This is a genomic window from Neobacillus sp. S1227 (genome assembly GCF_055385255.1).
In genome coordinates, this window is record NZ_AP038276.1 from 3,416,050 (window position 1) to 3,441,182 (window position 25,133).

The 25,133-nt window shown below is 39.6% G+C and carries 25 protein-coding genes; 7 read left to right on the top strand and 18 right to left on the bottom strand.

The features are described from left to right. The first annotated feature begins 8 nt into the window (after positions 1-8). On the top strand, positions 9-914 hold the full coding sequence (locus ACZ5AE_RS17030; protein WP_464565801.1) for a LysR substrate-binding domain-containing protein: 906 nt from the start codon (positions 9-11) through the stop codon (positions 912-914). A gap of 165 nt (positions 915-1,079) precedes the next feature. Here ACZ5AE_RS17030 and ACZ5AE_RS17035 read toward each other — a convergent pair whose 3' ends face one another. Beyond that, the gene (locus tag ACZ5AE_RS17035) at positions 1,080-1,709 is read right to left on the bottom strand and encodes an LptM family lipoprotein (RefSeq protein WP_464565802.1); all 630 of its coding nucleotides are present in this window, start codon (positions 1,707-1,709) and stop codon (positions 1,080-1,082) included. A 16-nt stretch (positions 1,710-1,725) separates the two neighbouring features. Further along, complete coding sequence (locus ACZ5AE_RS17040; protein ID WP_464565803.1) at positions 1,726-2,322, bottom strand: hypothetical protein; 597 nt, start codon at positions 2,320-2,322, stop codon at positions 1,726-1,728. 1,026 nt (positions 2,323-3,348) lie between these two features. On the opposite strand from ACZ5AE_RS17040, the gene ACZ5AE_RS17045 reads away from it, so the two are divergent. Then, positions 3,349-4,002 carry a hypothetical protein gene (locus ACZ5AE_RS17045; protein WP_464565804.1) on the top strand — a complete coding sequence of 218 codons (654 nt, stop codon included), beginning with the start codon at positions 3,349-3,351 and terminating at the stop codon, positions 4,000-4,002. Between the two features lie 144 nt (positions 4,003-4,146). Here the strand turns inward: ACZ5AE_RS17045 and ACZ5AE_RS17050 are convergent, their stop codons facing one another. Then, on the bottom strand, positions 4,147-4,290 hold the full coding sequence (locus tag ACZ5AE_RS17050; protein ID WP_464565805.1) for a hypothetical protein: 144 nt from the start codon (positions 4,288-4,290) through the stop codon (positions 4,147-4,149). A gap of 54 nt (positions 4,291-4,344) precedes the next feature. Here ACZ5AE_RS17050 and ACZ5AE_RS17055 point away from each other — a divergent pair, with 54 nt between their 5' ends. Then, positions 4,345-4,635 (top strand): hypothetical protein, encoded by a 291-nt coding sequence (locus tag ACZ5AE_RS17055; RefSeq protein ID WP_464565806.1) that lies wholly within the window; start codon positions 4,345-4,347, stop codon positions 4,633-4,635. Between the two features lie 97 nt (positions 4,636-4,732). On the opposite strand, the gene ACZ5AE_RS17060 is transcribed toward ACZ5AE_RS17055, so the two are convergent. Genes ACZ5AE_RS17060 through ACZ5AE_RS17080 form a run of 5 tightly spaced genes read right to left on the bottom strand, consistent with a single transcriptional unit; the run spans position 4,733 to position 8,437 of the window. After that, positions 4,733-5,350 (bottom strand): lysostaphin resistance A-like protein, encoded by a 618-nt coding sequence (locus ACZ5AE_RS17060; protein WP_464565807.1) that lies wholly within the window; start codon positions 5,348-5,350, stop codon positions 4,733-4,735. Between the two features lie 29 nt (positions 5,351-5,379). Further along, entirely contained in the window at positions 5,380-6,399 is a 1,020-nt protein-coding gene (locus tag ACZ5AE_RS17065; protein WP_464565808.1) for an alpha/beta fold hydrolase, read from the bottom strand. Positions 6,400-6,433: 34 nt separating this feature from the next. Further along, positions 6,434-6,940 carry a GNAT family N-acetyltransferase gene (locus ACZ5AE_RS17070; RefSeq protein WP_464565809.1) on the bottom strand — a complete coding sequence of 169 codons (507 nt, stop codon included), beginning with the start codon at positions 6,938-6,940 and terminating at the stop codon, positions 6,434-6,436. Between the two features lie 49 nt (positions 6,941-6,989). Further along, the gene (locus ACZ5AE_RS17075) at positions 6,990-7,595 is read right to left on the bottom strand and encodes a VC0807 family protein (RefSeq protein ID WP_464565810.1); all 606 of its coding nucleotides are present in this window, start codon (positions 7,593-7,595) and stop codon (positions 6,990-6,992) included. Between the two features lie 26 nt (positions 7,596-7,621). Beyond that, positions 7,622-8,437, bottom strand: coding sequence for a DUF2306 domain-containing protein (locus tag ACZ5AE_RS17080; RefSeq protein WP_464565811.1), 816 nt, complete (start codon positions 8,435-8,437; stop codon positions 7,622-7,624). Positions 8,438-8,633: 196 nt separating this feature from the next. Between ACZ5AE_RS17080 and ACZ5AE_RS17085 the strand changes: the two genes are divergently transcribed. Then, entirely contained in the window at positions 8,634-11,330 is a 2,697-nt protein-coding gene (locus ACZ5AE_RS17085; protein WP_464565812.1) for a hypothetical protein, read from the top strand. Positions 11,331-11,382: 52 nt separating this feature from the next. On the opposite strand, the gene ACZ5AE_RS17090 is transcribed toward ACZ5AE_RS17085, so the two are convergent. The 5 genes from ACZ5AE_RS17090 to nagZ form a co-directional block, all read right to left on the bottom strand. Then, entirely contained in the window at positions 11,383-12,798 is a 1,416-nt protein-coding gene (locus ACZ5AE_RS17090; RefSeq protein WP_464565813.1) for an FMN-binding glutamate synthase family protein, read from the bottom strand. 2 nt (positions 12,799-12,800) lie between these two features. Next, positions 12,801-14,213, bottom strand: a complete 1,413-nt coding sequence (locus ACZ5AE_RS17095) for an FMN-binding glutamate synthase family protein (RefSeq protein WP_464565814.1) — start codon at positions 14,211-14,213, stop codon at positions 12,801-12,803. Positions 14,214-14,601: 388 nt separating this feature from the next. Further along, positions 14,602-15,045 (bottom strand): hypothetical protein, encoded by a 444-nt coding sequence (locus ACZ5AE_RS17100; protein WP_464565815.1) that lies wholly within the window; start codon positions 15,043-15,045, stop codon positions 14,602-14,604. A gap of 436 nt (positions 15,046-15,481) precedes the next feature. Further along, on the bottom strand, positions 15,482-16,849 hold the full coding sequence (locus ACZ5AE_RS17105; protein WP_464565816.1) for an FAD-binding oxidoreductase: 1,368 nt from the start codon (positions 16,847-16,849) through the stop codon (positions 15,482-15,484). Between the two features lie 456 nt (positions 16,850-17,305). Then, entirely contained in the window at positions 17,306-19,042 is a 1,737-nt protein-coding gene (gene nagZ / locus ACZ5AE_RS17110) for a beta-N-acetylhexosaminidase (RefSeq protein ID WP_464565817.1), read from the bottom strand. Positions 19,043-19,787: 745 nt separating this feature from the next. Here nagZ and ACZ5AE_RS17115 point away from each other — a divergent pair. Both ACZ5AE_RS17115 and ACZ5AE_RS17120 read left to right on the top strand, forming a co-directional pair. After that, complete coding sequence (locus ACZ5AE_RS17115) at positions 19,788-20,081, top strand: ArsR/SmtB family transcription factor (protein WP_464573650.1); 294 nt, start codon at positions 19,788-19,790, stop codon at positions 20,079-20,081. Between the two features lie 316 nt (positions 20,082-20,397). Beyond that, on the top strand, positions 20,398-20,868 hold the full coding sequence (locus ACZ5AE_RS17120) for an ArsI/CadI family heavy metal resistance metalloenzyme (RefSeq protein ID WP_464565818.1): 471 nt from the start codon (positions 20,398-20,400) through the stop codon (positions 20,866-20,868). A 141-nt stretch (positions 20,869-21,009) separates the two neighbouring features. On the opposite strand, the gene arsC is transcribed toward ACZ5AE_RS17120, so the two are convergent. From arsC to ACZ5AE_RS17145, 5 genes are all read right to left on the bottom strand, one after another. After that, complete coding sequence (arsC, locus tag ACZ5AE_RS17125) at positions 21,010-21,438, bottom strand: arsenate reductase (thioredoxin) (protein WP_464565819.1); 429 nt, start codon at positions 21,436-21,438, stop codon at positions 21,010-21,012. A 17-nt stretch (positions 21,439-21,455) separates the two neighbouring features. Further along, positions 21,456-22,514, bottom strand: coding sequence for an ACR3 family arsenite efflux transporter (gene arsB / locus ACZ5AE_RS17130; RefSeq protein WP_464565820.1), 1,059 nt, complete (start codon positions 22,512-22,514; stop codon positions 21,456-21,458). A gap of 14 nt (positions 22,515-22,528) precedes the next feature. Next, entirely contained in the window at positions 22,529-22,861 is a 333-nt protein-coding gene (locus ACZ5AE_RS17135; RefSeq protein ID WP_464565821.1) for an ArsR/SmtB family transcription factor, read from the bottom strand. A gap of 120 nt (positions 22,862-22,981) precedes the next feature. Continuing rightward, complete coding sequence (locus tag ACZ5AE_RS17140) at positions 22,982-23,482, bottom strand: arsinothricin resistance N-acetyltransferase ArsN1 family A (RefSeq protein WP_464565822.1); 501 nt, start codon at positions 23,480-23,482, stop codon at positions 22,982-22,984. Positions 23,483-23,753: 271 nt separating this feature from the next. Next, positions 23,754-24,227 (bottom strand): hypothetical protein, encoded by a 474-nt coding sequence (locus ACZ5AE_RS17145; protein WP_464565823.1) that lies wholly within the window; start codon positions 24,225-24,227, stop codon positions 23,754-23,756. A gap of 281 nt (positions 24,228-24,508) precedes the next feature. On the opposite strand from ACZ5AE_RS17145, the gene ACZ5AE_RS17150 reads away from it, so the two are divergent. Continuing rightward, positions 24,509-24,997, top strand: coding sequence for an SRPBCC family protein (locus ACZ5AE_RS17150; protein ID WP_464565824.1), 489 nt, complete (start codon positions 24,509-24,511; stop codon positions 24,995-24,997). Positions 24,998-25,133 lie beyond the last annotated feature (136 nt).

Genomic DNA, 25,133 nt, shown 5'->3' on the forward strand with positions numbered 1-25,133 from the left:
GGAATCCAATGGATATTGAGCAAATGTATCGTATTTTTTTAACTCTCTCGAAGGATAAGAATTTTTCCAGAGTAGCAGAGAAATTACATATTTCCCAGCCTGCCGTCAGCCAACATATCAAAAACCTGGAAAAGTTGTACAATGTTCCATTATTTATTCGCTCAAAGAATATTTCATTGACTCCTGCAGGTGAAACATTAGTTACCTATGTGGAGAAAATTCTCTCATTATATGACGAATCATTCCTAGCAACCCAAGAACAACAGACTAGTAATAACCCAATAAAAGTGGGGACAAGTTTGACGATTGGTACATATTTTCTTCCAACAATTATCTCCCAGTGTAAAAGGCATATGGAAGATAATGTTATTCAAGTGAAGGTTGGGAAAACGAAAGAAGTTATTGGAAAACTATTAAATGATGAAATTGATGTGGCACTTGTGGTGGAGGAAATAAAAATGAATTCGCTGATAGAAGAACCATTCGCGGAAGACGAAATTGTGTTAATCCTCTCACCGGATCATCCTTGGGCGCAGGAACATGAATTAGGGATTAAAGAGCTGCTTGAGGCAAACTTCATTATTATGGAGATCGGTTCTCATAAGCTTGCTGAGAATACTTTGAAACAACTTGGAATAGAACTAACCCCCTCGAATTCGATGGAAATCGGAGATACTGAAGCAATGAAACGTACTGTAGAAAATGGGTTAGGAGTAGGAATTTTATTCCACTCGGCTGTTAAAAGTGAAGTAGAAAAAGGATCCTTAAAAATCATGAGAATTTCTGGATATAGAATGATGCAGAAATTTTACTGGGTGACAAAACCTACCCTATACGCGAATAACAATGTCGAAAAGTTTAAGGAAATCATTTTTTCCAAGAAGACACATGTTGCTACTGTGGAAAAAAATTAATTGGTATTTTTAGATATAAATAATCATTAGAAACAACAAATAGCACTCTTTTTACATTGTCCTTAAAATTTTTCATCCTAAATCTAGAAAGCCGGATACAATAGATGTACCCGGCTTTCTTTCATCTTTAACAATTACTTACTGAATTTATTTTGAAGACTCTCTTTATTGCAAGTTAAAGAATACCTGCCCATCCATTAGCTCTTCATATCGAAGCTGCGCCTTTTCTCCAGTTTTGACTAGTCCTGCAATATACCCTTCTTTCTCATTTCCCACGTACATTTCAAACGAAAATTCCGGATCGGTTGTAGCATACGCATCACCAGAATAGATGTCTCCACTCTCGCTGACCATCCTAAAATTCATGATTCCATCAATGTTAAAGGATAAATCTTGTGTTTTTGATTCAGTGAATTTTACTTTTGCTTTAACTAATACCCATTCATATCCTTCTGGAGCAGGCTCATTGAATTCGTTCATTGCTTTTAATGTTTGAAAAGCAGCATCACCACGTGTGACTTCCTCCATCGTTAAATCAAATTTGATGGGAAAAGACTCTCCCGCATCATTATACAATTCATCATCTACGGTTGCCGTTTTTTGAAATGGTACTGGGTTGGTGCGAGAACCTAGTTTTGATACCGTTTGCTCTTGCTTCTTTTCCTCATTCTTCTTTGGCTGTTCTTGTTTTGCGGCGGATGTATCCTTCACTGCCACATCTTTCGTGTCTTGCCCGCAGGCAGTTAGTGCAAGAATGATTATTAATGATACTAAAAATAATCCCATCTTTTTCATGATTGTTTCCCCTTTTCTATTTTTTATCTAGTGCTTCTGGATAAACGATTTGATCAAATACCTTTTGAGTCGCCTGGTCTTTCATGTTAATGGTAACTTTATAGTCTTCCGGCTTGGCCCCATTAAATAATTCATACATCATCCCTGACATCCCAATCCCAAGCGCAGCGAATCCATCAAAGCTGTTTTCGTATGCTGCTTTGTCCACAATAAGAGTAAATTCAGAGAAATCATCCTTGTAGGTTATGTCTTTAATAGATTGGAAATCCTTGCCATTCTTTGCATCATTGATCGTTTGGATGACAGTCGTTTTCATTTCCTGCATCATTTCTTTATGCTTCGATTTAGACATTTTATAGGTGACAGAACCGTCTTCATTTTTCGTTGCGGTAATCCCATCTTTTTGGGCATTTGCCACTACTTCGTCAACGTTTTGATCTTCAAACATGCTGGCAGGCAAGGTGATTGTGACACTCAATAGCCCTTTATCAACATTCACGGCCTCACTTTTTGGTTTTTCTGTTTCCTTAGGTTGTTTGTTTGTTTTTTCAGCTGAACATGAAACTAAGAATAGCAACATAGCAGCTAGAAAATAGCTGGTCAGTTTTTTCATGCTTTTTCTCTCCCCTTTTAATTATTATTTTAAAAAATAAATTAGATTAATAGATAAAATAGGTCCATCTCTTTGTGGCGAATCTTGAAATAAAATGTTTTTCAAACCTATCCATTTCATCCCTTCCTACTAAACTTCCAACCAGTTTCCATTTTAACGCAAAATAAAAAAAACAGGCTTACCATAAATGGTAAACCTAATTTAAATCTGAAATTCCCCTTATCTAAATGATTATTAATTTTTTGTTCCCCTATCCTGAATTGCTTCGCCAAAGGCCCTAATACCTTAATGAAGATATTTTTAACCTTTCTAAACGCCTCAACACTTTAAATCATCATCAATAAAGTTGTTGCATATAACCTATCTATGCGACCCAACTTTTGTAACCATCAGCAGTTCGAGCTCATATTGCCGTTCTATGCGACCATACTTTTGTAACCTTCACCAGTTCGGGCTCATATAGCTGTTCTATGCGACCATACTTTTGAAGCCATCGACAGTTCGGGCTCATATAGCCGTTCTATGCGACCATACTTTTGAAGCCATCACCGGTTCGGGCTCATATAGCCGTTCTATGCGACCATACTTTTGTTACCATCAACGGTTCGGGCTCATATAGCCGTTCTATACGACCATATTATTAAACCCATCACCTGTTCGGGCTCATATAACCGTTCTATGCGACCATACTTTTGAAGTCATCACTGGTTCGGGCTCATATAGCCGTTCTATGCGACCATAGTTTTGAAGCCATCGACAGTTCGGGCTCATATAACCGTTCTATGCGACCATACTTTTGAAGCCATCACTGGTTCGGGCCCATATAGCCGTTCTATGCGACCAAACACTTGATAACATCAACGGTTCAGGCGTATATAAACCTACTATGTGACCAATGGTTTTAAAATTTAATAAGCCAAATTGCATCGTTCTTTTTCCATTAGTCCCACTTCCCATTAAATCCTTGCAACACCGAAAAATTTTTTATTCAGCAGGTACGGACACGCAACACCGCATAAATATAATATGACAGAGACCAAATTAAAAATTGATTATGGGGTGATTTATATAAAGGTGGAACAAAGCGGTGAAGCAGTGAAGGAAACCTCCAAAATGCGGTGGAAAAGAATCATAAGGAATTTTGGCATTTCCTTTATGGGAGCAATTTTTACTGGCTTTATTTTTGGTCTGTTATTGAGATTGGTAATGGGAATCATTGCGTTTTTCTTCCCGCATATGGCGAGTGGATTTCATTTTTCCGGGACAATGCTGCTTGTTATTTTAGGGATTGCCCTAGCATTGGCCAACAGTATTCTTTTTACAATTATTTTTCAAACCTCAAGAATGAGCTTGGTCAAAAAGGGATTTTACTTTGGGTTGCTTAACTTCATTATTTTTGGGATCCCTTTGTTTTTGTCAAATCCAAACAACGAATTATTCGGACCGCAAGCCCCGTTAGGCATCTCTTTGTTCTCGGCATTGTTTTTTATTGGGGCTTTTCTTCTTGTATGGTCCATCGAACGTATAACCAAATGGGTAGAGCAATCAAATGGCAGGCTGAAACTTGCTTATGTAAGCTTTGCCATTCTTGTACTACCCGCAGTCGTCATGCTGGTCAATATGATTCTTGAGATTTTTTATGAAATGATCCCCGCGATCATCGAAAACTTTTCAAGGTAATTTCGAAAAAGGAAATATATTTTCTATTTATTTTGAATTACCAGAGATATAAATTGTGATTACTCATAAAATCTGGATACGATGGTTGTATCCGGATTTTTATGTCCTTTATAGCCTTACTTCAAACTGATTTAATACAAGTCCTTATTTATTATCAGCTGATTCATCCTCCTCAATTGTCAGTCTCAATTGAGGATGCAGTTTTACAAAGAATTCATGACTATCCCATTCTTTTAATTCAAAGATTTTCAGGAGATTTTGTTCTAGTTCTTTAATCGTATTTTTCATTCCCTTTTCTAATGTAGGAACATCAACGATATCTTCCTTTGCTAATTCTTCGATTTGCTTTTTCTTTTTAAGCTTTGCTGCGGCTTTTTTATTATTTTAGGAGAAACGGCAACAGCTGAAAAATTTTCAGATCTAGTTGATAAGGCGAAATCAACTCAACATTTACTGCAGCAGCTTACTTCCTCACCGAGCAGTTTATTCTGGATTAATGATGTTCACCGTCATGTTGTTATAGAACTTCGAGAGAATGCAAAAAAATTAGAATCACAGCGAGAACAGCTTGAAATATTACAACAGCAAGATGATGGACTAAAAAAATTGGTGGAATATGTATATACTAGTTAAATAGATTCCGCGCGGCTCCTTTTATAAAGGAGCGCGCATTCCCTCGTCCATACGAAGCAAACTGCAATAGCTGTTTGCTCATCGGTATCGCTATTCATTACGTCCGTGTATACAATAATAAATTATAAACCGTATGGACAATTGTGGTGGACCATAGTGAATTGGATCTTTTAAAGAGATAACCCAAACCAAATCCTATAATAAAAACCGTTAATATATTTAAGGTCAGCTTTGGCAAAGTTGTCCCTTGTATAAACCAGGCAGGAAAATGGATCGAGACGAATAGCAAGGAGCAGTATAGATTTGCCTTTAAGAACTTAATTGACTTAGCCATTTTTTGTAAAATAAAGCCTCTAAACAACACTTCCTCCGGAAATGCAAAAATGAAGGTTGTAACCCAGCGTATACCTAAATTTAGATTCATTTGCCCTTTAAAAACAAAGATCGGAACAATCTCGAGCAGGACCAATAACAGACTTACAATAATCCCCCACGCTATCCCCTTCCTTATATTCTGTTTAAGTTTTAAGAAAGAAAAAGGGCTCCGAATCTGATCGACATGTTTAAGATATAGATAAACTGGCACTATCCATACGACGATTTTTATCACAATGGAAGCAAGGGTGGCGTCATGTAGAGGGTAAAATATCCATTCCTTCATCATCCATACAATATAGATACAAACAAAAAATAAACTCAATCTCTTTCTCTCCATACGAAACGCCCCCTCCCTTTACTAAAATTCTATAAAAATTCGACTCTCTTATTGCTTAGATTGTAACCGCAAATTTTCCTTATAGCTTTTACGACCTGCTCCGGGTCGGCGACATGTACGTTATGGCCGCTGTTTTCCGCAATCCATAACTCACCATTTTCTGAAAGACGAGACATTTCAACGGCTACATCATGCAATGCTGTCTTGACCCATGCAGCTTCCTCCTTTGAAAAACCGTTGAGATTTTCAACAATTCCACACTTGATCACCACTAGTGGTACGCTTCCAAGGGTAGCCCCTCTGACCTGATTGTATCCAATGTCCAGGTTGGAAAACTCACTTGCTACCGTCTTTGCGGTTTTGTTTAAATAGAGGATAGATCGGTAAAGTGGCTGGATGTTTTTGGGAAAGTGATCCAGAATCCTATTTAATTCCTTGAAAACACGCAATTTACCCATTATCCGGAGAATGCCAACGTAACAAAGATACTGAAGCATGTTAAACGCTTTGCGCCCCAACATTTGCCCTTTCACGTATTTTGCGGGAAAACGTGTGGTTACTTCATCTTCCTGGGTAGCATCCACGAAGACGACTCCTGATGCCAGATTGGGATATTTTTTTGCAAACAAGCGGATGTTTATCCCGCCATAGGAATGTCCAACCAAATAAATCGGTCCATTAAGATTGAGTTTTTCAATTAAGGTGCGTAAATCCTCTACTGCTGATTCATTTGTGCGTGGGAAAAATCCCGGATCACTCCAGCCATATCCAGCACGGTCGTAGCTAATAACTCTCGCAAACTCGGAAACTTTATCACTCACAAGTGTCCAAATCAAGGAACAGGAGCCGATGCCGCAGCCATGGTCAAAAATAACCACCGGCCCGTTTTCTATTCCTTTGCTTATATAATGAAGTTTACGTCCATCCATCTCAACAAACATTCCGGGTGCAGGATAGCGATTTGCGTCAAATTTAGTTGCCTGCCATTGGCCCCATATGCCAAGGAATACAAAGCCTCCCACCGCTAAGAAAATATATAGAATTATCATCGCTTTTTCCTTCTTTCAGCTTGATAGTAAACTGTTAAAGTAAGATTTTTTCAAAGCAAAGATAAGGTGCTTTTCGAAATGGAAATGAAATTTCCCCTCTTTCTTCATAACCCAGACGTCGATACATAGAAACCGCAGAAGGATTTTCAGAAAACACGTCCAGACGGATGCTTGTGAAGCCTTGCAATCGCGCACGCTCTTCTGCATATTGAAGTAGCATTTTCCCTACCCCCTGCCCCTGGTATTCTGGATGGACGGCGAGCCGGTGGATGCAACCAGCTTTTTCTACATCTCCCTCCCATGCAACGGCTTTATATTTCCCGCTTTTTTTCCCATCAACGGTGATGACGGCAATGACCTTTTTGTTCTGCTTGATACCAAATAGATGCCGTTGTTTTAAGTCCCTTCCAATAACAAAACGATTGGGGTAAAATCGGTCCCACTGACGGATGCCATTCTTTTGCAGCTCGCTTGTAATCTCTTTAAATAAGGACTTGATACTTTTTTTATCCTGTTCTGTTAAACTCGTAATTTTCATCATGGTTCCCTCTTTTTTTGTATATCTGAGGCACAAGAACCTGCCCCATACATCACTTATTGATAATGGCTGCCAGTTTCTGTCGGGAGATGCGGCGATAATACACGGTCCAGAGGATGGCTCCCCCGATAAAGCCATATAACACAATATTGGAAATCGCCAAATAGGTGGCCGTTGAAAGAACAAAAACCAGCGTGATTCTGACACCTGCCTCCATAACCAGGCAGAGCCCCCAGACAATGGTCATCAGTCTCATGACGAACCTGAAATAACCATATTTCCAGTTATCCTTAAATCCTTGGGTACCGATAAAACGTAAGGCAAGATGGAACATTAATGGCTTTTTGAAAAATAACGATACGAGAAAAGTAAATCCGACAACGGCCGTAATAAACGATTCCTTTATCAGCAATATTTTTTCGCTGCCACCGAGCATCACCAACAGGAGCGTCAATAAAAAGATGAACAGCATCAGCACCCCAAAAACATCCAACTTCTTCCGTTTTATAAGAAAGTATAGATTATCAGCTAGCGGCGCAAGAGTTGCGATCGAAAGTGCAGCAACACTGCTCATGTGTTTTGATAGATATAGATAAACCAGCCATGGCACAAGCCCGTTAATGAAAAGTGTTAGAATGATATCTTTTCGTTTTATCATTTATAAATCCCGTCCTTAATTTTGATTTAGTTTATGAAAATGCCAACCTTTTCCCTAACCCTCTTTCTCCTAAAATAACCCTCGATCAGCATAAGGTTAGTCATCCAGCATAGCCATGAAGCAATTTTCATCGCCGTTTCAATCGGTAAATCAAAAAGGACGGTCAAAGGAATCAGGTACAAGCGGAAGGTGACAAAAGCCAATGTCACCGCATAGCTGCGAATCATCCAGCGCCGATGGGCGGCAAATTCCTTTTGCCAGACCTTGCGTATGGCGATACCAGTGGTCGCCAGCCACAAAAGATCCAGCATAAAAAATCCTGCTCCAGCGATTAGTCCTCCAGTGGCAAACCCGCATAGGTAGACGCCGGCCACCCCAGCCAAGGCAATCGACAGTACATACGCATAACCTAATTTCCGATGTAACGAGGCTCTTTTTCCAACAGGTTTTCGCAGGAATTGGAATGGACCGAGAATGAACGCTGCACTTCCGGCAATTATGTGGGTATACAGCACACCTACCCAAGGTTTAAAAGGAAAATCAGCTGACGCGAGCTTCCCTTGCACCACTCCTGCCTGCTTTGCTCCTACTACGAAATACTGGATGACCACATAGGCCATAAAGAGAAATATGACTGTAAACAGGCTGATCCAGCCGCTTTTTGAACATATTTTTTTCATTGATTTTACCTCCTTTGAACTTGTGAATACATGCTTTTCATAAGTAACGGGTTTCTCATTTTGTAGGAACTCGAAAGCAAGTGGCAGCGGCTCATCCTCAAGTGGCGTTGCCTCATCCTCAAGTTGTGCTACCTTATCCGCAAGTGGGGGCCTCCTTCTCAAGTTTCGAGATCAATCCGCAAGTTTGCCAGCCTCTTCCGCAGGTTGGAACTCTTTATCATGTATTCTGTAGTCTCACTATAAACCTGACACCTTACCGATTTCTTACGAGTTTCTTACAGATTTCCATGACTTTCTTACCATGGTATAATTAGTAAACTAACAATCTCTAATTCATACAGGAAAGAAGGACGGCCCGGTGGACTTTACAAACCGTTTACGGATACCACAAAGCGAAAATTCATTGTTGCGATACACCTTGTTTGAGCGGCTCGAACAGGCATTTACTCGACAGCTCGTCAGCGTGGTTGCTGGTGGCGGATATGGAAAAACAACACTTATTTCCGATTTCCTCCGCCATCGGGATATTCCTTCCCTCTGGTTCCCGTTTCATACTTTGAGCGGCGGCTTTTCATCCTTTATTGAGCTTCTAACCAAAGGGTTGTCACATAAAGAGCCTCAGATAACGCTTCCTGCAGGAGAAATAGACCTTCTTGAGATTTTGGCTCATTGGAGAGAGCCGCTTGCGATTGTTTTGGATGATTATCACTTGGTGGAATCGGCTGAGTTCAGCAGCTTCCTTCTTCAGCTTGTCCAGCATTGCTCATCTTCCGTCACCATTGTGGTCATTAGCAGGGAGCGTCCCCCTTTTCCTTATGCCAAATTAAAAATCCAGCATAAGCTTGCTGAATGGACGGAGAAAGATCTTGAATTTTCCGCTCAAGAAACAAACGAATATTTTCAACTAAACGGAATTTCGTTGGCCGACCATGAATTGGGCCTGCTTCAACTAAAAACTTCAGTGTGGCCGGCAAGTCTGCCTATGATTTTGGAAGCGTGGAGAGGGGGTAATCCAGATAATCGCCGATGGGAATGGAAACTCTTCCCTTTTGCTGACTTATTTGAGGAACTGGAGCCTGAACTGCTCACTTCTTCTGGAACGGGAACGGAATTTTTTTCTTATCTGCCTCTTACCAGTGTTCTGCATGAATGGGATGACAGAATGACCTCATCGTTTTTGCCAGATTGTCCTCCAGAGTGGCTTAGTGAAAGAGTGAAACAGCGGATCTTTATCAGCAAACATCAAGATGGCAAATCAAGCTATCTTCCCCTCTTTCGAATGTATTTATATGAAAAACTTATTGAAACGAAGGGAAAACAAGAGGTTCGTGTCCTCCATTTAAAGGCAGCAAAAATATATGAGACCCAATATCAATATTATTTTACATTCGCCCATTATTTGGCTGCCGATAGCTATGGGGATGCTGCGCGCATTATGCAGAAGATGATGAATCTCTATACGCCGGAACGGTTTATTTTATTACTCGATGGCTCCTTGGAGTCTATCTGCCCGTCCATCTCGATGGCCCTTTTCTCCCATTTTCTTTTCCGGAGTGTGCCTGTTGCCATCCTTGGCAGTTATATCGAACCGTTGAAACAAACCATGAATAGCTTAAGAAAGAAAGGGGTATCAACTGCGCTTGTGTACCTGGAACACCGACTCGGCATCATCCTGTTTTATTGCGGTGATATTGAAGGGGCAAGGGCATTGTTTCTGTCTTCCAATGAAGGGAGTCAACTTATGAGGCATTCGGACCTCGTTTCCGTCAATCTGGCGCTTGCCGCCCAATGCTGCCGATTTACCGGCCAGCTTGAGGAAGGTGTTGCTTATGCCAGAAAAGCATTAATGAACATAGAACTAGGGGCAGCACCAGACAGCCGGATGCATGCGACCTGGGTGTTAACGGAACTTTTATTGGAACAGAATGAATTAGCCAAGGCCAAGCCATTTGTGGAAGAACTACAGAGACTTTCCAATGATTATGATGATGAAGGTGCCCGTGTTTATCCCTTAATTGCCATCGGAAAGTATTATCGGTTAACAGGAGACATCGACAAAGCCCTTATGTTTACAAACCAGGGCATGGCGGAGGCAGAAAAGCTGCAATTAGACACTGATCTTGGTTGGGGATACCTTGAACTTGGTTTTATTTATTGGAAGAAAGCAAATCTTGGGAAGGCTGAAGAATGCTTGCAAAAGTCTTTGAACTACTTTGCAACGTACAGCTATTTCAGTTCTTTAGTAAATCAAACACTCCAACTCGTTAAGAAAACGGCGGCAGACGATTCCTCTTCTTCGGAAGTCAAGGTGCATGAGCAGACCCATAAACTTTCTATCCAGCTTTTTGGTGAATTTAAACTGCTGAACGGGAATACTCCGATTACAGTTAATCGGAAATCAAGTTTGCGGCTGCTTCTGTATTTAGCCGTGCATTACCAGCAAAAGATACCAAAAGAAATTTTATTAGAAGAATTATTCCCGGAAGGAAATTATACTTCACAGAACAATCGCTTTTATGTTTCCCTATCCACGCTTAGAAAGGCTCTAGAGCCAGACTTAGCTCAAGCCCGGTTGTCCAAATATATTATTCAGAGCGGTGAGTTATTTTTCCTAGATAAAAATCAATGTGATATTGATTTGGAAATGTTTCAACGGCTCTTTACACCGGTTGATGGTCAATCTTCAGAAGAAAGAATCGAAGTCTTAAAAAAAGCGGCGGCTTTATATAACGATGATTTGTTGGTTGAATATCCTTATGAACCGTTTCTGGGTTCCATAAGAGAATCTACAAAGAAAAAAATCATTCAAGCCCTGCAAGAGCTTGGGCAATACTTCTGGATGCTGCAAGATTTTAAACAAGGCACGCTTTATTACGATCAAGTTTTACAACTTGACCAATATTCGGAATCAATTTATTGGGAGTACATTCATCTGTTAGTTAATAATGACATGATGAGCTATGCAAAACAAATAGGTTCAAAAATGGAAAAATATATTGAGGGCGAGTTAGGCATTCCTGTCAAAGAAAAACTCCGGATGATATTTGATACTTGAAACCGATCGAAAATATCCCCCACCAATGGATGGGGGATATTTTCGATCGGGTCTATTTCTCCATTTGAATGTCTTCCCATGGTCTAAAGGAAAACGGAATTCCTGCCTTTTTAGCCGTCAATTCATCATAGGAAACCAAATCCTTTTTTGACAACTCTTTTAAAGAGCGTTTACCTATTGCTCTTAATGCCATTTTCATTTCTTCTGTACAAGCAGTTAGGAATTTCTCCGCTGTTTTTTCCCCATCTTCGGTTTTAAATTGATCCTTGAACTTGCCGTCATACCAAATCGCTTGTGTAGGTGGTTCAAATGGCAGGGCATTCAATACTTGATCGTGTGCAAGAGCAAATAGCATGGCGGTGCCTACATATACAGCGTCGGCTCCGAGTGCAAGCACTTTTAAGAAATGTCCGGGGACTAACATGCCTCCTGATACGATTAAACTAACTTTCCCTTTCATCTTTCTTTTTTCAAGATGGTTCACAGCCCTGACTACAGCATGTAATGTCGGGATTCCAAAATCATCAAACAATATTGGCGGGGCCCCATGCATGCCTGCCTGTCCGCCGTCAATGGTAATAAAATCAACCCCCATAAAGAGTAAATGATCAAGATCTTCTTCCATTTTTCCACCCGCGCCAATCTTGACACCTATGGGGACTCCACCTGATAGTACTCGCAGTTCATCCACAAGCAGTTTTAAATCTAGCAATGTTTGATTTTCGAAAAAGTTTTCATAAATGACTGCTTCTTCATTTTCCTTCAATCCCATTACTTCCCGAGCACGGCCTGTTAATTTTTGCGGCGGAATTTTTTCACCCATTCCCGCTAAAGCGCCCTGGCCTAATTTAATTTCAATCATATCAGCCCGTTTCAATAAATGTTCTTCCTTTGACCAATCGGTTTTACCAATTTGTAAAATATACTTTCCGGCAGTGTTTAATTCCTCGGGTAGAATTCCGCCTTGACCAGAGTTAATCGCAGTTCCTGTGTTATTTGCAGCTTTAGCCAAAGAAAGTTTAGCTTGTTCACTAAGAGAAACACCAAAGCCCATTCCACTGATCATCAATGGAATTTTAATACTCATTGGTTTTTTTGCCTTTGGTCCAATCGTAACTGTAACATCTACCTCATCTACACCGTCAATTGGAAATGGTGATGTTTGTGCCGGGATAAAAGTGATGGATTCCAAATGCGGCCATTTTTTTGCAGAGCCGCCGAGAGGGCGAAAAAGGACAGTTCCTGCTTCTGCCCGTAAGCTATTTTCAATCATATTTTGAATGCCCATATGCCGAAGGCCTGGTATCAGTTCCATAATATTTTCTTGATAACTGTCGGATAAAATAATCTTGCCAGCCATTTTCACTATTTTTTTCATAATCCAGCGCCAACCAATGAGCATGAATAGCAACATGATAAATAGCAGGGACATAAGTGCAAAAGTTAAATTAAATAAAATGTTCGCCATAGTCAGTTCTCCAATTGTTTTTCTTCCCATGGGTCAAAGGAAAACGGAATTCCCACCATTTGGGCAGTCAATTCATCATAGGATACCAGATCCTGTTTCGATAACTCTTTCAAAGAACGCTTACCCATTGCTCTTAATGCCATCTTGATTTCTTCTGTACACGCTGTTAGGAATTTCTCCGCGGATTTTACCCCTGTTTCAATCTTAAATTGATCCTTGTATTTCCCTTGATTCCAAACAACTTGTGTCGGCGGTTCAAACGGAAGGGCATTCAATGTTTGCGGATGTGAGACGGTAAATAACATAGCGGAGCCTAAATACACAGCATCGGCTCCAAGGGCGAGAACTTTTAAAAAATGCCCGGGTACTAGAAGTCCGCCAGAGGCAATTAAACTGATTTTTCCCTTCATGTTTCTCTTTTCCAGATGGTTAGCAGCCCTGACAATCGAATGCAGAGTTGGTATTCCAACGTCGTCAGTTAAAATAGGCGGGGCACCGAGTGTTGCTGCTTGTCCGCCATCAACCGCAATATAATCAACACCCATATAGATTAAATGATCAATATCGTCTTCAATTTTCCCGCCAGCCCCTATTTTCGAGCCAATGGGAACACCGCGTGTCATACTCCGAAGCTCATCAACAAGTTCTTTCAGATCATCCAGTGTTTGATCTACAACAAAATTATCATAAATCACGGCATCCTCGTTTTCCTTCAATCCCATCAGTTCACGTGCACGGCCCGTTAAATTCTTGGGGGAAATTCTCCCACCTGTCCCGAATAATGCGCCTTGTCCCAACTTAATTTCAATCATATCGGCCCGCTTAATTAAGTCTTCCTCCTTGGACCAATCAGTTTTGGAAAACTGTAAAATATATTTTCCGCCGACATTGATTTCCTCTGGCAAAACGGCCCCCTCACCAGAATTAATGGCGGTTCCAACATTATTCGCTGCTTGCGCCAATGAAAGTCGCACTTCCTCACTGAGTGCAATCCCATAGGCCATGCCGCTGATCATTAACGGTATTTTTATTTTCATCGGTCTTTTTGCTTGAGGCCCAATGGTTACTTCCACATCAACATCTTCTTCAGCGTCAATCGGAAAAGGTGATGTTTGGGCGGGAATGAAGGTAATCGAATCTAAATGCGGCCATTTTTTCGAAGAGCCAAGCGGACGGTGGAGAACATCGCCTGTTTCTGCCCGCAAACTATTTTCGAGCATATTTTGAATTCCCATATGCCGGAGTCCGGGCATCAATTCCATCACATTTTCTTGGTAATTGTCTGTTAAAATAATCTTCCCAATTTGCTTCACCATCCGTTTCATGAACCAACGCCAGCCAAAAAGCATGAATATAAAAAGGGTAAAAAAGAATGCAGCCATTCCAAAAGTCAAGTAATATAAAATAATCGCCATTGTTATTGCTCCATAATCTAATTAGTTTCAAAAATACGCTCATTAATACTATTATTTTCCATAAAGGGTAAATTTTATAAATACCAAGATGATGCTTGGGTTTGAAAATTGCGAATGGAGAGTTTTGAGCATACAAATCTTTCTATTACGTGTTCAAGGGATTGCATATATCGTATCTGGTTTGTTTGGTGGAATTGGCTGGATTTGCGTTGATTGGATGTAGGGACCCTGCTTACGGACAGTTCCTGCTTTTCTTTTACAAGTTTTGTCCATAAGAATCCTCCTTACGGACAATTTCTCTGCTTTTTCCAACGGTTTTGTCCGTAGGAACTCTTCTTACGGACAATTTCTCTGCTTTTTCCAACGGTTTTGTCCGTAGGATTCCTCCTTACGGACAGTTCCTTTGCTTTTTCCAACGGTTTTGTCCGTAGGGGACCTTCTTGCGGACAGTTCCTTTGCTTTTTCCAACGGTTTTGTCCGTAGGGGACCTTCTTGCGGACAGTTCCTTTGCTTTTTCCAACGGTTTTGTCCGTAGGGGACCTTCTTGTGGACAGTTCCTTTGCTTTTTCCAACGGTTTTGTCCGTAGGGGACCTTCTTACGGACAGTTCCTTTGCTTTTTCCAACGATTTTGTCCGTAGGGGACCTTCTTGCGGACAGTTCCTTTGCTTTTTCCAACGATTTTGTCCGTAGGGGACCTTCTTGTGGACAGTTCCTTTGCTTTTTCCAACGGTTTTGTCCGTAGGGGACCTTCTTACGGACAGTTCCTTTGCTTTTTCCAACGATTTTGTCCGTAGGGGACCTTCTTGCGGACAGTTCCTCTACTTTTTTCAACCGTTTTGTCCGTAGGAACTCTTCCTACGGACAGTTCCTCTACTTTTTTTACCAGTTTTGTCCGTAGGTATCCTTCTTAAGGACATTTCCTTTGCTTTTTTCATTCTTTTTGTCCGTAGGAACACATCCTACGGACAGTTCCTTTGCTTTTTTCATCCTTTTTGTCCGTAGGAAACACATCTTGTGGACAGTTCCTCTGCCTTTTCCAACGGTTTTGTCCGTAGGAACCCTGCTTTCGGACAGTTCCTCCGCTTTTTACACCTGTTTTGTCCGAAGACCAATTCGTTCAGATCAATGAAAATTAAATTACTTCTATTTAACATGCAACAAGGATTAACTCATCGCTGAGTTAATCCTTGTTTTCAAAGTGTAGGAAGCAGCCTAGGAAATCAATCCTATTTCCCTTTCAAACTATTATCAAATGATATTTTGCCTCCTACTTAGATGGCTTAATATTATGGTTGTGGCGGAAAAGATTTTCTGGATCGTATTTTTCCTTAATCTCTACTAATCTTGCATAGTTTTCTTGGAATGCATTTGTTGTTGCCTCTTCATTTGCACCAATTCCATTGAGGTAGGATGCCTTTTTATGGGAGAATGGCAGCAATCCCCCGTAAACAGAGTCAACCCATTGTTTACATAGAACGTCGTCTCCTGCCATAGCCATGCAATCAACCAACAGGACAAATTTCGCATCCCTGATAGCATAAGGTGTAGCCGTTGCAGGTACTCGGTTCATCTTTCCTCCAAGTGCCCATAGCTGTACCAAAATACTTGGAGCAGGTGCATTGTCGATTTTAGAAAGAAGTTGGTCGATAATTTCATCCGTTAACTCGTCAAAGTAAAGTGAAGTGCCATAGACACGAACGTGATCAGGTACCATCGGATCCAGTTTCTTCTGGTACTCAGCAAATGGCATGACACCTGTATGATCCATGATCGGAGCTGCTAATTCGCGCAGCGGCTGCAGAATGGCTCCCCCTTCTGATACATCTCCAGTATATATACCTGTAAACATAATGACCTTTTTAAAATGTAAGAATTCTGGTAAGAATGGAGCAGGTGGCAATACGGTTGCTGTTAGATTAATAGAAACGGCCTCATCTGGGGCTTCTGCCAAGAATGCTTGCAGTTTTTGTATGATGCCTTTTGCATCCTTAAAATCGTACATGACGTCTAGGCCATATACTTCTGGTCCTACTTTATGTAAGGCAAATTCAAACTTCGTAACGACTCCAAAATTGCCGCCGCCTCCGCGGATGGCCCAAAACAGGTCAGGATGGTTGTCTTTATTCACATCAATGGCTGCACCATTTGCTGTTACCACTCTTGCACCCACGATATTATCACATGTTAACCCATACTTTCCTCTTAAATAACCAAATCCGCCATTCAGTGCGAGTCCAGCTACTCCTGTTTCAGAAACCGTGCCAGTCGGTACCGCTAAACCGTATTTTTGCGTCTCAAGGTCGATATCTCCAAGTGTAGCGCCGCCTTCTACAAGTGCAACTTGTCTAGATTCATCCACAGTTACTTTCCGCATCTGTGATAAGTCAATCATCAGGCCTCCCTCACAAACCGCAAAGCCGCCAACATGATGTCCGCCACCACGCATGGAGATGGATAGATGATTTTCTTTCGCGAACTGTACTCCTGCAATCACATCTTCCTCTGATTCACAAACGACTATGGCTGCCGGCTTTTTATCAACCGCCGTATTCCAAACTTTTCTTGTTTCCTCATAGCGCTCATCCCCAGGCAGCAGTAATCGGCTGCCAATCCGCTTTTCAAGTACATTAAACACACTAACACACCCCTTATAATAGATATAACGACCCAGTACTAATATACCATTTTTGTTTACAATAGTGTGAGTTTTTTGAATTTTAAACAAACGTTGAAAAATCAAATTAGTCATTGCCGTAACACCGGCTATCTGAACGAATTTTTTTCAAACCTTAAGATTGGGCTGGTCCGATTTTACTTTGGGTTGCTTAGGATGTAACATAAAAAGCCGGATACGATGGTTGTATCCGGCTTTTTATGTCCTTTATTGCTTCCTTCAACTGATTTTAAAACGTCCTTAAATTAAGATTTTTTCAAAGCAAAGATAAGATGATTTTCGAAAGAATATTTCACAAGACCCGAACTGTCCAAATCTGCTTGGCGACATTTAATTAGTAAATTCAACATGTCTTGCTCGAGAAGTACACCCAAATAAGGAAAAAGCAATCCTTTTAACTCACAAACAATTTAATTTTTAGTGTAAATAATTATTTAGAAGACTATTGATTGAGTTATTTAATTCATTTATGTTTGGATTTTCTACTTTCGTATCGGTAATGCTATATTTCCTTTTTAATTGAATAATTCTTTTTATACTTTCATTTAATCTTTGTTCGGAAATTTCCCCATTTTCTACAGCAGTTTTTAAAGTGGAGGTAATCTTTCCAACATTATTATAATCATGTCCTACTAAAATAATATCGCTTCCTGCTTTTACTGATTCGACCGCTGCTGCGCCAATATCAAAATGCTCTGTTATAGCTCCCATTGTCATATCATCTGTTATGATTACTCCCGTGAAACTAAGTTGTGTTCTAAGAAGATCCGTCATGACAGCTTTTGACATGGATGCTGGATTAGTTTTATCTAATTGAGGCAATAAGATATGGGCGACCATCACCACATCTGCTCCCTGATCAATCGCACGTTCAAACGGAATTAACTCTAGTTTCTTAAGTTCTTCAAGGCTTTTATTGACAATTGGGAGTTCCAGATGGGAATCAACTGACGTATCTCCGTGACCAGGAAAATGCTTCACCGTTGGGATGACGTTCTGCGACTGAATCCCTTTCATTGTTTGAATTCCAAGTTTGCTTACTATTTCTGGATTGTTTCCAAATGATCGATCCCCGATAACAGGGTTATTTGGATTGCTGTTAATATCAAGAACAGGTGCAAAGTCGAGATTTAAACCAAATTCTGTTAATTCACGACCTAAAAGTGTTCCGACTTTATAAGAAAACTCAGGGTTATTCACCTTTCCAATCTGTTCATTTGGAGGAAAGTTAACAAGACCACCTGGCAATCTGGTTACACGTCCTCCCTCTTGGTCAGCACTTAAAAAAAGCGGTAGATTCGAACTATTTCCTGCCTTCAGTTGATTCACAAGTTGAACGGTTTGTTCAGGGGTTTTAAAATTATTTGCGTAAAAAATAATTCCACCTACATGGAATTGGCTTATTAAACTTTTTGCGTTTGCATCCATGGAGGTCCCCGAAATCCCAGCAAGAATCATCTGGCCAATTTTATCTTCTAAGCTCATTTTAGAAATAATTTCTGAAATCATCTGCTTTTCTTGTTGATTTGGTGTCTGTTCAAGTTGTGTAAAGAGTGAGATATGGTCAACTTTAGGATTTGGCTCCTGCTCTGTTTTTTTGGGTAAAACCCATAATAAATCAGTAGAAGTCGTTGCATGATAGACAAGGATCATTTGGTCATGAGTTGAATCTTTATAGTATCGAATATCATCGGGTTCTCCACCCTTTTTCTTAATTTCATTTAAAGAAATCTTTTGTAGATCCGAATCATAAGAGCGTAAATCATTCACCGTATTATTAACATAGCCGATTGTAGCTTGATGACTCTCGTATTCCTCATACCTTCCTTTAGCCGTTTCCGAAATATGGTCTGATGTTCCCCACTCTTTATTTACTTCATTCCAGCCTGTTTTACCCGAGACGAAGGGAATGTTTGGAACCTTCCCTTCCTTAGACAAGGAAAACGTTTCCTCTACCAATTTCTCAAGTCTTGAAATCTTCGAATCCCCTGTTTTTTTACCGGAAGGATTTGTTATAATGGGGCTTTCCTTAGCTGGCCTCTGTTCGCTATTCATTTGTTTGATTGCATAGTAAACCCCAATGACTAAAGCAAATATTAAAAGGAGAGTCGTAATAATAAGTAGTTTACTGCGAGATTTCCTTTGTCTTTTCATATTCCAATTCCCCTTTCTAACTTTTCGTTTCTGGCTTTATAGAAAAAGTTATTGATAACTACTTTCAAAATCCTTGTTGATTTTAAGAATACTCCTTCCCATTCTCGTTGGGGTTTCCTTAAATTTGCAATCAATATTTTTTGTGTACTTAATATATTGCTATTTATTTTGCTTCTACATATGTTATTTTCAAGATACTTAAGAATAAAAACAACAAATTTCCACAACGGTTTGCCAACTATATAGAAAAAAGCGAAGGCAGCTTGGCTGGTCCCCTTCGCTTTTACTTGTTACAAGGAAAACACCAATCAGATATCCATTTCCAAATAAGATTAAGACAATAGTTATCTAAACCATTTTCTCATAAGAAACACCTGGCTTTAAATGAGGCATAAGTACTGTCCGAGACTACTGCTGCTGCAAAACCTATAATTTTTCCTGCACCATTAATATCCGTATGGTCAGCATCGTTTTTAAACCTTTTTAAAAGACCCTTCAAAGACGTAGCATTTTATTTGCTTCATCAATGGTTAGGAAATATGGATACAACAGGATTGCCGCTGGAGTTCCAATTTAAAACTCCTTCAACACCAGTCGCAATATAAATCAAATATTTTTGATGAAAATGTTGACACAAGAAAATATTGGATATAATATAAATACATCAAGATTATTTGATGAAAGAAAAGAAGGTGAGAATATGAAAGAAGGATCGAACTTAAACATCAAAATACAAGACGTATCAATGGACCGGATGTTCGATCAATATGAGCAAAAGTTTAAAGCACTTGCAGACAAAAAAAGACTTCAGATCATGAATCTTTTAACCAAAAACGGCAGCATGTGCGTGTGCGACTTATCTCCCTTGATAGACATGGCTCAATCAAAATTGTCCTACCATTTAAAGATCTTATTGGATGCCAACTTAATCAAGAAAGAAACAAAAGGAACCTGGAGTTTTTACGAACTGAACCAGGAAGAATTAAACAATTTATTGTCTCATGAGCTTTGCTGTATTTTTAAGGCAAACAGCTGCTAATTTTTTTAGGATTAATATCAATTTTTTTTGATTAATAAATCAATATTATTTGATTAAAGAGGTGTTCAGGATGTTTTTTAACGAATATGAAGTGCATAAAATGATAAATCTGCGCAAGGAGGAAACCGAAAGAATAGCCCTCAGTGCTTGGAAATACCAGGACTTCCAGAAGGAATCATTCCTACAAAAAGTAGTCAGAAAATGGATCAACCGCAAGAAACTAATTACGGTACAACAAAATTGCAGATGCTCTTGCGAGTGCTAACAATGGATTCTCATTATTTATTTTAAATAAAACAATTTGGAGGTAAACAAAATGAAGTATGCGCATGTTGGTCTTAATGTTACAAATCTAGAGAAATCAATCGAGTTTTACAGCAAATTATTTGGCGCTGAACCAGTGAAGGTAAAGCCTGATTATGCGAAGTTCTTGGTTGAAACACCAGGATTGAATTTCACCCTTAATCTTCAGGATGAAGTAAGTGGGAATCAAGTGGGACATTTCGGTTTTCAAGTAGAAAGTACAGAAGAAGTTATTGCACACAAGAACAGGCTTGCAAGAAACGGCATCCTTTCCCAATACGACGAAATAAACACCACGTGTTGTTACGCCCTGCAAGATAAATTTTGGATTCACGACCCCGATGGAAACGAATGGGAGTTTTTCTACACAAAGTCTAATGTTGAAGAAAACAGCACAAATCCATCAACCTGTTGTGAAAATGGGCCGAAGGATGAAAAAGCTGAGTGTTGTTCAAATAAAGATACATCTAATTGCTGTTCTTAATGATAATTCCATTATTACCCAAGGGTCTCACCCACGGTTGAGACCCTTTTATTTTGGAGGAATAATTATGACTGTTAATCATGCTGTTGCGCTAAAAAAGGAGTATTTTTTATCTTATCTAAACCTAATGATATCGTTAGTTCAAGAATTCTTACCAGTTTCAGCGAATCGCTTAATCCTGTTGCCTATTTCATCGCGGACACGTTGGAAAAATGCCCTCTTTTCTTCGTCTGTCCCTTGTGATTTTGCAGGGTCATCAAATCCCCAGTGTACCCGTTCGACGCTAGGTGGTGTTACTGGGCATTTATCGGCTGCATCGCCGCATAATGTTACCACTAAATCCGCATTGTTTAAATATTCAGTGTCAATCAAATCGGATGTTTGACTTGAGATATCAATTCCGGCTTCTTTCATCACTTTTACTGCATTTGGGTTTAATCCATGCGTTTCAATCCCTGCACTTCGTACTTCCCACTCATCTCCTAAATATTTCTTTCCCCACCCTTCAGCCATTTGGCTTCGACACGAGTTCCCTGTGCATAAGAAATAAATTTTCTTTTTGTTATTCATATTGTATGCCTCCTTGATTAAGCTGATTGCTCGTTAAAATATTTCCGTCTACACCATAATGCAACTCTAACCAATGCAATCATGACCGGCACTTCCACAAGCGGTCCTATGACGGCAGCAAATGCCGAGCCGGAGTGAATCCCGAATACTCCTACCGCAACTGCAATAGCAAGTTCAAAGTTGTTGCTTCCAGCCGTAAAGGAAAGCGTCGTTGTCACAGCATAGTTTGCACCAATTTTCTTTCCTAAGAAGAAAGAGACAAAGAACATCAAAATAAAATAGATTAATAACGGGATCGCAACACGAACCACATCAAATGGAAGGCTTACAATCATATCTCCTTTTAGGGAGAACATCACAATGATGGTAAACAATAGGGCAATCAACGTAAGCGGGCTAATTTTAGGGATGAACACTTTCTCATACCACTGTCTGCCTTTTGCTTTGACCATCGTAAAGCGAGTGATCATTCCAGCTATAAAAGGTACACCCAGATAGATGAACACGGACTTTGCCACTTCTGCCATTGTAATATTAACGATTGCCCCATGAATTCCGAACCATCCTGGGATGACCGTCACAAATAAATAAGCGTACACAGAGAAGAATATGACTTGGAAAATAGCATTAAATGCTACTAATCCTGCAGCATATTCTGTATCACCCTTGGCTAAATCATTCCATACAATAACCATCGCAATACATCGTGCTAAGCCAATCATAATAAGACCTACCATATACTCAGGCTTATCCGGAAGAAAAATGATGGCAAGCAGAAACATTAATATCGGTCCAATAACCCAGTTCTGAAATAATGATAAAACCAAGACTTTGACATCCTTAAAGACCCTGCCTATCTCTTCATACCGGACCTTTGCAAGAGGCGGATACATCATTAAAATTAAGCCGATAGCAATTGGGATTGATGTCGTTCCAACCTGAAGCCTATTTAATCCGTTCACTAATCCAGGAAAAACAAAGCTTAACCCAACCCCCAGTGCCATCGCCAAAAAGATCCAGATCGTCAGGTATCGGTCTAGAAATGACAGTCTCTTCTTTTCTGTATATGTACTCACTTTTCTACTCCCCCTTAGCAGCCACAGCGAAGCGTCGCATTACTTTCTTCTATCTGTTTGATTTTTTCTGTCAGGTCCGGAGCATACTTCAAAATACCTTCGATAAGTCCGAACATGTCGCTTTGTTGGTTTAAAGAATAATATATCCACTGACCCTTCCGCGCCTCGTTTACGATTCCGGCATCCTTTAACTTCCGAAGGTGTTGGCTGATGGATGGTTGGCTCATGTCAAAAACTTCTTGAAATTCGCATACACAGCACTCCCGCTGTTTCAGAATGGCAACCATTGTTAAACGCGTTTTATCTCCTAATAACTTCAAACATATGGCAGTACGATCCAATTCCATTCGGAGATCCCCCTTAAATAAACATATAACTATTTGCTTATATGATGGTATAACAACATCATCTTAGTTTCAACCAAATAGAATGTAAAGTATTTGTAAATAAAAAGGATAACTCGCAGGTTATCCTAATAGTTTTTCCATCGCCATTACATCAACAAATTTGCCGTCTAACTTCCCTTGGTTATAAAATACCCCTACTTCGCGGTATCCCATTTTTCGGTATAATCCTTGCCCTAATTGATTAAAGGGAAAGGTAAAGAGGACAATTTTATGGAAGCCATTGGCAGTTGCCAATGATTCAATTTCAGCGAGCAGTTGTTTCCCCAAACCTTTCCCTCTATAGTCCCTTGAAATATAAATGGAAAGATCCGCGACTCCGTTATACGCACAGCGGTTACTGTATGGATTTAACGATGCCCAACCTGCTACATTCCCATCTTGTTCCGACACCACGACCCTATATCGACCCTGATGCCTTTCAAACCATTCCTTCATATAGGCGTAATCCTTTGTTTCCTCCTCTAGTGTAGCGATTTTGTCTACAATCCCCTGATTGTATATTTCAAGTATTGATTTGATATCTGATTCCTCTGCCTGCCGAATAATATTGCCGGATTTCATGGCACCCGCCCCCATATAAAACTTTTCACTATCTATGTAAAAACGAATATTCTAATACATTCTCTGAATAATCCCAAATTCCTTGTTTAAATAACCTTCCGTTAGCACAAAAAGAAATCCTCATTTTTGACAACTTTCTATACAAGCGACCCCAAATATAAATAAAAAAAATCGCTCAATGTATGAGCGACAGAGCTTGACACGTTGTCTAAAACTTTTCTTTTTAAAAAACTCCTCTTTATCTTCCATCTTCATTCCCAAAAACGAACATTCATTCAATGGAAAGTTTTTTGTATTTTTCAAAAAGGCTTTGAAATCCATACAAGAGAAAAGCCTTGTAAAAGAAATATAAAAAGAACTGGAATTCGTTAAATTTAACAAGTCTATATAATTTTATTTTTGTAAATAACCTTGTTAACGGAAATACAAAAATTACATCCCCAATAGCATTTAACATAAGAAACTTTTTAAAATTTCCATAAGACCATTTTAATATCCATAATGATGTCACTAACATCGGTCCGATGAGAAAAGGAAATTCATCTCGTATAAATGATTGGGGCTTATTATAAAAAGCCCACCACCTGCGTTGTTTTCCAATCTTAGCATCTAAGCAACACAATAGTACCGCAAGGATTGAGGCAGGTAAAAATCTTTTGAAATTATGAACCCTCAAGAGAGGCAATGTATTCCAAGAGATTATTATCATTGCAATATTCAATAACCGATGATTTTTTGAAGACATAATTACTCCACCCTTTTTACGGGAATTCTCCATTTTATTATGTCTCATAGGGTATTAATTTATCAGTAATAATAGAGATGATTTATTTGCCCCCCTTTTGTGTCACTTAAGAGCTCCGTTGGTACTAAAAAAAGACGCCATACTGGCAGCTGCTGATTTCCAACAAATGCACCCTTTAAGTACATGACTTCGAAAAATTTGACAACTTGGATCGATATTTTGGACAATCTACGAGTGAGACAAAATAAAGAGAAATGAACCTAAGATTAGTAGGAATCACAATGTCAACTCAAATCAAAACTATTCATAGTTTCGATGCTACACGTGAACTTGTGTTTAAGGCATTAACTGAATCAGAACACCTAAAGAACTGGTGGGGACCAAAAGGATGGACATTTGAGGTTTCTAAATCAGATTTCAGACCAGGCGGTGTCTTCCACTACAGCCAGACTCCTGCGGATGGCGACAGAATGTGGGTTAAATTTATATACCGTGAAATGATTGCACCAGAGAAAATTGTTTACACCAGTTTCTTTTCTGATGAAGAAGGTAACACTGTACGTGCTCCCTTTGACGCAAATTGGCCAATGGAGACTCTGAATACCATTACGCTAACCGAGGACGATGGAAAAACAATTCTTACCATGATTGTGACTCCTGTTTCTCCGACTGAGGAAGAGATGAAAACCTTCGAGGATTCAAATGAGATGGCTCAGGAAGGATACAATGGAACCTTTCATCAATTAGATGAATATTTAACAAAGATATAAGCCGTTCAAAATAGCCACAAAAAAAACACCAACCGGTGTTTTTTTAAATTTATACCTATCCATTCTTTTGCTTACAATAATTATTTTTAAAACTTCTGATTCGTAAAATAAGTTTAATCTATCCCGATTTTTTAAT